The 13,134-nt window shown below is 31.8% G+C and carries 7 protein-coding genes and 1 other annotated feature; of the genes, 5 read left to right on the top strand and 2 right to left on the bottom strand.

Features of this window, described 5'->3' with window-relative positions; translation table 11 throughout:
- Positions 1 to 274: 274 nt before the first annotated feature.
- The 3 genes from CLOPA_RS06170 to ilvN all read left to right on the top strand — a co-directional run bounded on the left by CLOPA_RS06170 (position 275) and on the right by ilvN (position 4,113).
- Complete coding sequence (locus CLOPA_RS06170) at positions 275 to 1,624, top strand: ATP-binding protein (protein WP_015614607.1); 1,350 nt, start codon at positions 275 to 277, stop codon at positions 1,622 to 1,624.
- A 94-nt stretch (positions 1,625 to 1,718) separates the two neighbouring features.
- Positions 1,719 to 2,012, top strand: a binding site (T-box leader).
- 156 nt (positions 2,013 to 2,168) lie between these two features.
- A complete protein-coding gene (gene ilvB / locus CLOPA_RS06175; RefSeq protein WP_015614608.1) occupies positions 2,169 to 3,851 on the top strand; it encodes a biosynthetic-type acetolactate synthase large subunit in 1,683 nt (560 codons plus the stop codon).
- Positions 3,838 to 4,113: an acetolactate synthase small subunit gene (gene ilvN, locus CLOPA_RS06180; RefSeq protein ID WP_015614609.1), complete on the top strand. Its 276-nt coding sequence runs from the start codon at positions 3,838 to 3,840 to the stop codon at positions 4,111 to 4,113. The genes ilvB and ilvN overlap by 14 nt, the downstream gene beginning before the upstream one ends.
- A 211-nt stretch (positions 4,114 to 4,324) precedes the next feature.
- Here the strand turns inward: ilvN and CLOPA_RS06185 are convergent, their stop codons facing one another.
- Both CLOPA_RS06185 and CLOPA_RS06190 read right to left on the bottom strand, forming a co-directional pair.
- On the bottom strand, positions 4,325 to 4,744 hold the full coding sequence (locus CLOPA_RS06185) for a universal stress protein (RefSeq protein WP_015614610.1): 420 nt from the start codon (positions 4,742 to 4,744) through the stop codon (positions 4,325 to 4,327).
- 181 nt (positions 4,745 to 4,925) lie between these two features.
- Positions 4,926 to 5,540, bottom strand: a complete 615-nt coding sequence (locus tag CLOPA_RS06190) for a nitroreductase family protein (protein ID WP_015614611.1) — start codon at positions 5,538 to 5,540, stop codon at positions 4,926 to 4,928.
- A 719-nt stretch (positions 5,541 to 6,259) separates the two neighbouring features.
- Here CLOPA_RS06190 and CLOPA_RS06195 point away from each other — a divergent pair.
- On the top strand, positions 6,260 to 6,964 hold the full coding sequence (locus tag CLOPA_RS06195; RefSeq protein ID WP_015614612.1) for a thioesterase II family protein: 705 nt from the start codon (positions 6,260 to 6,262) through the stop codon (positions 6,962 to 6,964).
- A 42-nt stretch (positions 6,965 to 7,006) separates the two neighbouring features.
- On the top strand, positions 7,007 to 12,841 hold the full coding sequence (locus CLOPA_RS06200; protein WP_041710818.1) for a non-ribosomal peptide synthetase: 5,835 nt from the start codon (positions 7,007 to 7,009) through the stop codon (positions 12,839 to 12,841).
- Positions 12,842 to 13,134 lie beyond the last annotated feature (293 nt).

Below are 13,134 nucleotides of genomic sequence, written 5' to 3' on the forward strand. Positions count from 1 at the left end.
AGGGACGTAGCCACTCTTTACTCCTACTTTGAATAAGGCAGAAGTATTAGAGCGGGTAGTCATCGGATAAATTTTTAATTTACAGTAAAACTATGATGCCACAAAATCGTTTTTTACTATTAAGCTATCAATTCTATGTATATTTTAAGAAACTATAAATAAATATCTAGTGGATGCCATTGCAGCAATTTGATTTTTTTATACATATGGAGTATTATGTATTTTAGTATGATAAAGTGAGAAATTATATTATATTTTATTAGGAGGACTTTTTATGGAAAATGCAACTTTTTCAGTAAGTTTTGAAATAAGAAGTGCAAAATTGGCACTGGATTCTATGTCTATTTACAGAAAATTACTTGATGATAACGTCATAAGCAGCTTACGGTTACTTCTTGATTACATAAATATGGGTAAAGTTGAGTTGTCTTGCTTTACCAATTTGTACAATAATTTTTTCTTTGCTTTAGCGGAAAGTGGTACAAACACCTTAGAAGCGTATGTAGTGGATAAGATTATTTTTGATGAAAATCCATTTTCACTGAAGTCACAGAGTAACATTGTGAATAAAAGTGGAAATTTAATTGAAAAGGCAGCAGCAAATGATTTAGTAAATCTTCAGCTGATAGCTAAACTAAATCCGTATATTATAAAAAATCAATTGATAAGATATTTTGATGAAAGTGAGTTTAAATACATAATAGAAAAGCTTCCAGAGTGGGAAGTGGAAGGTGATTTTACTTCAGAGGATTGTCCTAATCATATAAGTGAGATAAAACAAACCTTATACTCCAGCAGTCAATGGGGTGAATGTATAGAGAAACTTAGAAAATTCCATGAAAATTATGGTTGTGGGATTTTTGCAATGTATAAAGCCTTTGTTTGGGAACGTGAAAATGATAATGGTTATTGTAAAGGAATTAAAAAACCTGATCCCATTACTCTTTCTGATCTTATTGGCTATGAAAAAGAGCGTGAAGTTGTACTAGAAAATACAGAGCAATTCTTAAAAGGATTTTCTGCTAACAATGCACTGCTTCATGGAGATCGCGGAACAGGTAAATCTTCCACAGTTAAAGCTATATTAAATAAATATTATACAGAAGGATTGCGTATGATTGAAGTACCTAAAGCATATCTTACAGATTTTCCTGATATAATAAGAAGTTTAAAGGATAGACCTCAAAAATTTATTATATTTATAGATGATTTGGTATTTGCAGATGATGAAGGAAGTTATACTGCACTTAAAGCAATGCTTGACGGTGGTCTTGAACACAAATCCTCCAATATAATAATATATGCTACTTCAAATAGAAGACATTTGGTAAAGGAATACTTTAGCGAGAGGTCCAATGACGAAGTGCGTGGAGGAGATAGTGTTCAGGAAAAACTTTCTCTTGCAGACAGATTTGGTATTAATGTGGTGTTCTCATCTCCAAATAAAAATGAATATTTAAGCATTGTAGATGGTATAGCGGATAAGAGGAATCTTAATATTGATAGAGAATTATTACATAGTGAAGCTTTAAAATGGGAACTTTGGTATAATGGACGCTCAGCTAGAACTGCAAGACAGTTTATTGATTGGATAGAAGGCAAATTGGCTATGAATGAGCTCTAATAAGAGAAGATGTATTAAAAACAGATGACTAAAAAGTACTTGACAATATTGAAATTAAGTAATAAAATTTTGTAACAGTGTAAAATATATTATATTAAAAGCATTGAAGGGGAAGAGTATATATTATTCTTGAAATAAAGAGAGGGAAATTAGGCATATGCAACATGAAATAGACTAGTTATTTATTACAATGCCTTAGGTGAGAGTTTTCCATGATAGATGTGTAGAAGGTAGCCCTGGAGCTTCAAATAGAAATCTATATAGAGAGTAGAGTTTGACGAGATCCCATCGTTAAAGGGAGCTAAAGTATGCTATATACTTTTTAAAGTGTGTACAGTTTTTGTACGAAAAAAGGTGGTACCGCGGAGTTTACAACTTCGTCCTTAGTTGGACGGGGTTTTTTTGTATTTAAAAAGTAAGATTTAAACTATTGTCTATTTTCAACTTGGATTTCTCAAATTGAATTTTAAATTATCAAGTGTGATTTTTTAGTGAGTATTAAAGATTACAATAGAAATTGTTCAAATTTATGGAGGGTATTTATATGAAATTAACTGGGGCTGATATTACTATAAAATTATTAGAGAGATATGGAATTAAAATTATTGCTGGAATTCCTGGAGGAACTAATCTTCCATTATATGATTCTCTGCTAAGCAGTGATATCAAACATATTTTGGCTAGACATGAACAAGGGGCTGCCTTTATAGCTCAAGGCATAGCACGTTCTACAGGTAAGGCAGCAGTGTGTTTTGCCACTTCTGGTCCAGGTGCTACAAATTTATTAACGGCTATTGCTGATGCAAAACTGGATTCTGTGCCTATTATTGCTATAACAGGCCAGGTTCCCTATTCTTATGTTGGAACGGATTCTTTTCAAGAGGTAGATATTTATGGACTTACAATACCTATAACAAAACATAATTTTTTAGTACGTTCTGTAGAAGAACTATTTACAGTTATACCTGAAGCTTTTAAAATAGCGGAAAGTGGACGACAGGGCCCAGTACTAGTTGATATACCGAAGAATATACAGAGTGAGGAATTTGAGTTTGATAAGTGGCCGGATATAAACAGTTACGAAGCAGAAAACTTTCTTGATGAATCTTTAGTCAGTAAAGCTGCAGAGATGATAAATAAAGCTGAAAGACCTATTCTCTATATAGGAGGAGGAATAACTAATTCTGATTCTGGTAAAGCATTGTATGAATTTGCAAAGAAAAATAATATACCTGTTACCTCAACATTAATGGGATTTGGCAATTTTCCTATTGAAGATCCTTTATTTATGGGTATGCTTGGTATGCATGGAGCAAGGTATACTAATTTATTGTTAAATAAGGCAGATTTACTTTTAGCCTTTGGGGTAAGATTTGATGATAGAGCCATAGGAAATGTAAATAAGTTTTGTCCTGATGCTAGGATAATTCATGTAGATATAGATGATGCGGAAATTGATAAAATTAAAAAATCCAATCTTTCAATTTGTGAAAATGTAGGGGTTGTGTTAAATAAAATTATTCCTCTTGTTGAGAAAAATGAACGAAAGGATTGGATAAATTATATTGAAAGTATTAAAAGGGAAAAACCTATGATATTCCCTGATGAAAAAGATTCTTTTCATCCTATTAATATAATTAAAACTGTAAGCAAATTAGTTAAGGAAGATACTATAATTACTACGGATGTAGGTCAGCATCAGATGTGGACGGCTCAGGCCTATCCTGTTAAAAAGCCTAGAACTTTTTTAACTTCCGGAGGTCTTGGAACTATGGGCTTTGGGTTGCCTACAGCTATTGGTGCAGCCGTTGCAAATCCAGATAAGCAAGTAGTCTGTTTTTCAGGAGACGGATCATTTTTAATGAATATTCAAGAGCTGGCAACTTTAGCAGATTTAAAATTAAATTTAAAAATAATAATATTAAATAATGGTCATCTTGGACTTGTAAGACAGCAGCAGCAGCTATTTTATAATGAGCACTATATGGCATCAAGGTTTATTACCAATCCAGATTTTGCAAAGATAAGTGAAGGTTTTAATGTTAAAGGTTATAACATTAGCAAGGATACTGATAATTTAAATGAAGTACTTAATGAAGCCTTTAGCTCGGAGGAGCCTTGCTTAATAAATATATCTATTGAAAGCTTTAAAAATGTATATCCAATGGTACCGCCAGGCGGGGGGATTTCAGAAATGATAGGTGGTGAGCAGTGTGAAGGAAAATGATAATTATGTAATTAAGCTAATAGTGAATAATCATCCAGGAGTTATGTCACATATAGTAGGTCTCTTTTCAAGGAGGGCATTTAATCTTGAAGGTATAATATGCTTAAGACTTGAGGAAGGAAATACTAGTGAAATGTACCTGCTTATTAAGAATGATGAACGTACAGAACAGATTTTAAAGCAGCTTGAAAAATTATACGATGTATTAAAGGTTTCTCTGCACACAGAAGAGGAGTATCCTGTATTTAATAAATTTGTGTAGATATTTATGCCATGATTAGCCACCGTGACACGCTACTTTTTAAAGCTTGAGATAACGGCGGCAGGTCTCCGGATAATTCATCTAAATTTAGTGGCGGTACAAATGTCCACTAAGTAAGGTTTATTGATAATTACATTGAAAATAATAAAAACACTATGAAAATCAATACAAATAAATTGTAAGAATTTCATAGTGCTTTTTAATTTAGTTTTTATTCAGGAACAATTATCAGTAGAGTACGAGTGTCCTGAAGAACTTTTCTAGTTACAGAACCAATCATTCTAGCCAAACCCTTTTTTGAGGATTTAGTCATAATTATAGCATCAAATTTATCTTCTCTTGCTTTTCTCAGTATCTCATCTGAAGCATAACCAAAAGTACTAATTGCTTCAACGGTATAGTCCTGAAGCTGTGCTTTTGCACCTTCAAGAATAGCTTTACTTTCATTTTCTGAATTGGTTACCACAGTGTCTGATAGCATCATGTCATTTATTATGACTATTTCCAAAACGTTTAATAGAGTAATAGTTACTTCATCTTTTCTAAATAATTGTTTTACATAATCAAGTGAATGCATACTTCTGTCAGTTCCATCTAAGGGGATTAGAATTTTTTTCTTATCTGTGGTCATAATAACACATCCTTTTAATTATTTAGCCAATTATTACTGATAATAAATTTTAGCTAGTTTTTATATGTGGTAATATAATATTTAAAATATTACATTACTATGTAATAATAAATTTCAATTATTTCATATTACACAGTATTTGTTAAACAGCCTAAATTTTATTACTCACTATATAATATGTTTATATTTCAGATACTATTTCTGAATAATTGTATCTTTTAAGTCTTGGATATAATTCATGGGATTTATCAAAATAACCTAGTGCAATTAACATAACTACATTTTGATTTTCATCCAGTTTAAATTCTTTTTGTATACCATCAAAATCAATACCGTTGATTGGATGAGAATCTACTCCATAATATTGTGCTGCATACATAATAGACATTCCTAGTAATCCACCATTGCTTTCAGCAAATTTTATTTTTCTTTCTTCAGTAGTATCATAAAGTATTTGTGCAAATTGTTTTGCTCCTTCAGTACCTTCCTTACCTGCCTGTGCTGCAAAGGTTGACCAAGCTTCTTTATCAGGTAGGTAACCAGCTTTGTCTCCTGCAATTATTAAAGTTACAGGTGCTTCTAAAATTTTTGGCTGATTAAAAGCTAGAGGATGAAGTCTTTTTTTAGCTTCCTCTGATTTTACAGCGATAATTTTCCAGGGCTGCAGATTGAAAGCTGATGGAGCTAATACAGCCAAATTTATAATATTTTCTAAAGTATTATTATCCAGCTTTTTATCTTTATCAAAAAAATTAACTGCTCTTCTGTTTTCGTATATTTCTTTTAAATTTGTCATATATATGTCCTCCACGTAATAAATTAAAAATTACAGAGGTTAATTATTATCCTTTAATAATAATTATAAACCTTATAATACATAAATCAAGAACCTATAGTAATAAATAATTGTAAATTTTAAAATTTATAAAAGTTAGTTAGAAAATGCATGTCCATAAAAGCCTGCCCAACATTTTCATCTGTGATTGAGGTGCAGCCGTAATGAGAGGTTAATTCTAAAAATAATGAAATAAATTTTTTATTTTAAATTTCACAATAATATTTGCCTAAATTAAATGTAAAAGGCATTTACAAATATTTGATAATATATAAATATTAACATATAAATATTAATATAGTTTCAATATTTACACCAATGCATTAATAAAAAGTTAAATATAATTAATAAAAATTAATATAATATTACAAAATAATAACATAAGATAACATTAATTTACTAAAATCCGCTAGTAAACTTGTAAATAGTTATATATAATCTTAATGAGTAGTAAATGTTCTATTGTAAATTAAAATTTATTCTGATATGTAGAGATAAATAATAAGTTAAACTGCAATTCTATAAGTAATCAATAAAGTGTTGATAATTAGTGCTTTGTTTGTGAAAATTTTTTGCAGACAAATATAAATTATGATGAATTATAAATATTACTTGTTGGATTTAGGTTGAAAATTGAGTAACTAATTATTTTTTCGGCATGTATTAGGCAAGGTGACTGTATGAGTAAAATAAAATTGTTTTGTATACCTCACGCCGGTGGATCAGCTGCTTCCTATTCAAAATGGCAAAATTATATAAATCCATCTATTGAGATTTGTCCAATAGAACTGGCTGGAAGAGGAAAGAGGTTTAAAGAAGAACCATATAATAATATTGGTGAAGCTGTAGAAGATATTTACAATATTATAAAAAAAGATTTAGATAGGGAGTATGCATTTTTCGGGCATAGTATGGGCAGCTTAATAGCCTATGAATTAACACATTATATTATGCAGTTGGAAAATAAACCACCTGAACATATCTTCTTTTCTGGAAGAAAAGCACCTAATGTTATATATGAAAATAATTCTATTCATAAATTGTCAGAGGAGAATTTAAAAAACAAATTGTTGGAATTTTCAGGAACTCCCAAGGAAGTCCTGGATAATGAACATATGTGTAAGGTTTTTCTAAAGATTTTAAGGCAGGATTTTAAAATTTGTGAATTGTATACCTATAAGAATGAATATCCAAAACTGAATTGTAATATTACCATTTTAAATGGAAACAGAGATGACATAAAAATAAATCACATTGCCTTTTGGAAACAGCATACTTCCAAAGCATGTTATATATATTTTTTTAAAGGAGGACACTTTTATATAGATGACAATATGGAAAATTTAGCTTCTATTATAAATTCAACTTTAGGAATATTTAAATAAACAACTAACAAAAGTTTTAAATAAATTTGAGAGGTGATTAATATGATAAATAGCGAATTGAGTAAAATGGCTCAGGATATTTTGACAATAATTTCAGAAGTTACTGGTCATAACAGTGAAGATTTAGAGATGGATATGTATCTGGAAAGTGATTTGGGCTTTGATTCAATAAAAATGGTAACTTTAATGAATGAGCTAATGAAATTAATTCCTAAAGATCAGCTGGAGGACTTCATGAAGGAAAACCCAGTGAATTCTCTTATGATTTTGGATACTATAGGTGATATAATAGAGGTTTTTGAAATCTGGAATTCTTCTAGAGAAAATATTAGCAGAGAAGTTAATGAGATAATAGAAAAACAGGAATATTTACAGAATAGAGATAATGGGGAAGAGAGAAGTTTAGAAATATTAAACGCACAATATCCATTTTTAGCATCTTATTTTGCTGTGGGTACTATAACAATTTGCAATGGAATAAAGATAAGAGGAAGGCTAAATATAAATTATTTATGGGAAAGCTGGAGAGAACTGATACATAGGCATATAGTACTGCAAGCCTATTTTAAGGTAGCAGAAGGAGCAAAAGCCTTTAGAGAATATAAGTTTTTATTAGCAGATTATATTACACCTCCGGAAATTCTTGTTCATGATATTAGACATTTTAAGCAGTGTGATCAAGAGCAGTATGTTAATAGTAAATTTGAAGAGATAATAAATGAAAGATTTGATATTTTTGAATGGCCGCTGCACAATATTGAAGTTATTCAAACACAGGAGTTAGAATATGAAATAATATTCTCCAATAGCCATCTTATTTCTGATGGGCTGGGAAATCAGGAGATTATAAGGGAACTTCTTCAGATATATGAATCAAAAGTATCAGGAAGAGAATATAATTACCAGCAAGAAATATCTACTTCACATTACAATGAAACAGTTGAAAAAATTAATTTATGGAAAGACCAGCAGGAAATAAATAAACTTAAGGAATATTTAAAAAGCCAGGGGAAAAATAAATATTTCTTTAATCCTTATAATAATAAAAAAGTTTATAATTCCTATGCTAAGGTAAAAAGCATAAAATACAGCATTGACAAGGATACCATGGATAGGCTTTTGATGTCTACAAAAAAATGGAGAGTATCTGTATTTACACTGCTTGTTAGTGCCTATTTAAAGACAATTAGAGAGCAGTCTTCAGAATCTAATAGTATAATACTTAACTTGCCTACAGGGGGAAAAATATATCCTAATGCTGATGCAACGGGAATGTTAGGGTGCTTTGCTCAGAATTTAGCATTGACCTTTAATAATTCAAATATAGACAATGAACCATTGGAAACTCTTGTGAAAAAGATTGATGCACAAATAAAAAATGCAATAGCAGCTGGCTTTGACAGAGCACAGATTTTTGAAGCAGCAGGGGAGATAAAGCATAAGGAAATGCTGAATAATGGGAAAATGTCTCCTATTACTGAAGGATTTATAAGAGCAAGTTTAAAGTCCAATTTATATTTATCCTTTGTGGGAAATACAAATATAAATAGCTATTATGGAGATATAAATGTATATGATTATGAGGCTTATACTTCTACAAATGCGGGAGCTATTGACAATCTCATAGAGATATTCCAAGGCAGACTTTTCATATCTTCCAATTATGATAGTTCTCTTTTTGATAGAGAGGACATAGATAAGCTTATTAATAATTTTATAGGCAATATTAAAGAATTGGCACAATATGAAATAAAGCCACAAAAAATTGTTAATAATACTGCAAGCTATGCAGCTGATGTAATTGACGAAGTTTCCAATGTATTTAATGAAGTATGCTCCACATCAATTTGCAGTAGGGATATGGATAAGGATTTAGAAGCTGAAATGGGAATGGACTCATTACAACGTATACGTATTATTACAAGACTTGTGAAAAATTATAAAACTGTAGACAGAAATTCACTATTTGAATGTAGAACCCTGAGAGAAATAATTTCAAGCATTCATAAGGGTATCAATTCATATGAAAATAACAATTCTAGGAAAAATCAAAGACCAAAGGAATATGTGCAGGGTGAACAGCTAATACCCTATATGAAGATAATAGATCAGTGCAGAAATACACCAGATGCTGTTGCTATAAGCTATGAACAGCAGTCAGTTACCTACAGAGAACTGGAGCTTTTGTCTAACAAAATTGCTAATTATTTGAGAGAACAGGGGGTTACAACTGGTTCATTAATTGGAATTATGACTTTGCCTGGACCAAATATGTTAATAGGCATGCTTGGAATACTTAAGGCTGGGGCTGCCTATGTACCTTTGGATGCAGCTTATCCATCAGATCGTATTAAATATATATTAAATCATGCCAAGATACAAATACTTCTTACTGAGCAGGCTTTAAAAGAGGATTTATCAAAAATACTGGAGGATAATGAAAATATTCAGGGACTTGTATTTTTAGATGAAGGTGAAATTATTAAAGATAAGGTAAATTTTGTGCAGGTAGAAAGAGATATTTGGGAAGAGGCATCAGAAGAAGCACCTGATTATATAAGCAGCCCGGAAGATTTAATGTTAATCATTTATACTTCAGGTTCTACGGGAAAACCTAAGGGAGTTATGTTAAGTCATGTAGGTTATATGAACAGACTTACCTGGCATCAGAAGATGTTTAATTTAAAGCCTGGAGAAAGAGTTGCACAAAAGACCTCCTGCTGCTTTGATATATCTATTTGGGAGCTATTCTGGCCATTAATGTATGGTGGAACGGTATGTCCTGTAAGGAAGGAAATTGTTAAAAATCCTTGGAGGCTGGCTGAATGGATTATAGAAAATAAAATTAATATTATGCATTTTGTACCTTCATTATTTGGAGAATTTATTCATGCCATAGAAGATGAAAATTATCAGTTTAATGATTTAAGATGGCTCATTTACAGTGGAGAAGCGCTGCCAATGTCCTTTATGCAAAAGTGGATAGATAAGTATGGAATGGAGGTTGGATTGGCTAATTTATATGGACCTACAGAAGCTTCAATTGATGTAACTTGCCATGTGATAAAGAGAAGGCCAGGAGCTAGCGGAGAAATCAGCATTCCAATAGGGAAGGCTATTGATAATGTATATATACTGAATTTGGATGAAAATATGAGGGAACTTCCAGAAGGTGAAGTGGGAGAGCTTTGGATTGGCGGCATACAGCTCGCTAAAGGCTATTTAAATAATAATGAAAAAACTTCTGAGGCCTTTAAAACCAATCCTTTTAAATATGTACCAGGAGATTACCTGTACAGAACTGGTGATTTAACTACTAAAAATGCTCAGGGAGAGTATGAATATCACGGGCGCATAGACAATCAGATAAAAATAAGAGGCTTTAGAGTGGAACTGGGAGAAATAGAAGCAGTAATTCATAGTCATCCAGGGGTAAAGGAAGCAGCAGTAGTGGCTTTGGATTATGGTGATGGACAAAAGAGGCTGGTAGGTTGTATATCAGGATCTAAGGTAGAGGAAATGGAAATAAAGTCACTTGTAGGGAGCAAACTACCTGAATACATGGTGCCCCACCAGATTAAATGGCTGGAAAATTTGCCTAAAACTCCAAATGGTAAAACTGATAGAAAAGCTCTGATGAAGATGATTGGCACTCCTTCCAATATTCACACCCAAAAGGTGGAAAATGTAAAATATATGGAGAATAATAGTAATACAGTTTTGGAATTGAGTACAGATGTAGCCAACGCATTTACATCTGGAGAAAGGATAATGCCTTTAGCACCAGCTCAAAAATGGCTTATGAATTATTTTGACTATCCTTATCAGTGGGCAGGATTTACAAGGTTTACCTTTAAACAACCGTTGGATTTTAAGGATTTTAACAGAGCACTTACACTGCTCACAAAGAAACATGAAGTATTGAGATGTGAACTTACTAGAGAAAAAAATAAATGGGTACAAAAAATTCTTTCAGAGGATTTAACTGTAAATGCTGATTTTTACGATGGCTCACAGCTTTCAAAAAATCAGAGAGATAGAAATGTAGAAGATATAATAGTAAAAACTGTTAAAGAATTAAAAGTAGACAAATGGCCACTATGGAAGGTTATAGTAGTTAAAATTTCAGAGAGCTCCTATGACATATCAGTGATAGGGCATCATCTTATGTCAGATATAATTACCAACGGAATATTGTTTCAGGATATTTGGAAGATCTATGCACAGCTTATTTCTGGAAAAAATTTATCAATAGAAGAAAGTGACAGAAAATCTTATACAGATTTTATAGCTGCTATGGAAAAGGAAAAAGAAGTTAATGGTTCAAAATTTGTGAATTACTGGAAAAATAAATTCCCAGCAGAAAATTCTGTATTCAATATACCCTATGATTTTAACAAAGGGCCTAATGATGAAGCTTCATCAGTTACAGAGAAATTTACACTAAGTAAAGAATTGTCCTCAGTACTTTTAGGAAGAGCAAAAAAATATTTTAATTCTAATGTATATTCTATTTTACTTGCACCACTATATAAAATTTTAAGCAAAAACTCTAATGGTTCCAAAGTTATTATAAGCCACAGAGTTAATGGAAGAGATTTTAGCAATAATTATTTCTTTGAGGCTGCTGGTGATTTTGCTGTGAATTTTCCTTTGGGAATAAACATAGAAGAAAAAGAGGAATTAAAAACTATAGTAGAAAAAATAAGAAATGAATTTGATGAAGTTCCTTTGAAAGGGGTAAGTTACGATCTTATTTCAGAAAATCTGCCTTTTTATATGTATCCGGATTTAAAATTAACTCCAGTAAGGGCAAATTACCTGGGAAATAGAAAACTTCCAGAATTTAAATCAATTGAATTTTCAAGACAGAATATGGATAGAAGATTTTCTATGCCTCATCAAAAGAGGATATCTATATTGGAATTTTTCTTTTCTATAGTTGATGGAAATTTAGTAGTAGAGCTAGAGTACTCAGATAATTTATTTAAGGCTTCAGCTATTAAGGAATTGGGAGATAAATATATTTCTACTTTAGCAACAATGCTTTCAGCTGTTCCTTTAAACAATGAAAGGCCTAATCGAAGCTTGCTAGAGCATCAGGCTGAGGGTCAGTTATCCAATAAGGTGGCAGTTATAACTGGAGGAGGAACGGGCATAGGTAGAGCTATTGCTTTAAATATGGCAAAGGAAGGTGCCGCTGTAATTATAATGGGAAGAACAAGTTCAAAGCTGCAGCAGGTTACAAGGGAAATTAGAAGTTTTGGTGGAGAGGCTTATGCTGTAGAAACTGATATTACTGATTTGGAAGAAGTAAAGAGAGAAATAAATTCAGTGATAGAGAAGTTTGGAAAAATTGATATTTTAGTAAACAATGCAGGTATTACAAAAATGTCTTCTTTAGTGGATACAGATCCAGAGGAATGGAAGGAAATCATAAATACAAATTTATTTGGCAGCTATAATCTTTGCTATGCTGCAGCACCATTTATGATAAATAAAAAATGTGGAAAAATAATAAATATAGGTTCTGATTCCTCTTTAATAGGGTATCCTCTTATGACAGCTTATGCAGCTTCTAAGCATGGAGTTTTGGGACTTACTAAAGCCTTGTCTGAAGAATTAAAGCTTCACAATATTCAAGTTAATGCAGTTTGTCCTGCTTTGGTAGATACAGATATGGCTCCTGCAGCTCTTAAGTCAAAGGCTATAGCACCTGAGAAGGTAGCAGGGGTAGTTATGTTTTTAGCTTCAAAGGCTTCAGACTGCATAACTGGAGAAACTATTCAGGTATATGGAAAACAGGATATGCATTGGTTTGGTTCACAGCAGATGACTATGCTGGAGGGAGCCTTGGGTTTAGGCATACGAAAATAAATAGTAAGTCAAACATGCGTATGACTTAAGTAAATAAAGGCGTATAAAATAGATGAAAAGTAACAATAAGTCAGGTATCTGAAAACAAGTAACAGCGCAAAGATGCCTGACATGCTGGCTTATCATTTGTCCGATGACTACCCACTCTAATACTCCCATATTATTCAAAGTGTGAGTAAAGAGTGGCTACGTCCCTGGATAACGACTTACCCTAAAGGACAACGATTTCTAAGTATCAAAAATACTGATACTAAGAACTATGTTAGTAAGCATCAGGTGGAATAAAAACTCCA

The organism is Clostridium pasteurianum BC1 (assembly GCF_000389635.1).
Taxonomy (GTDB): domain Bacteria; phylum Bacillota; class Clostridia; order Clostridiales; family Clostridiaceae; genus Clostridium_I; species Clostridium_I pasteurianum_A.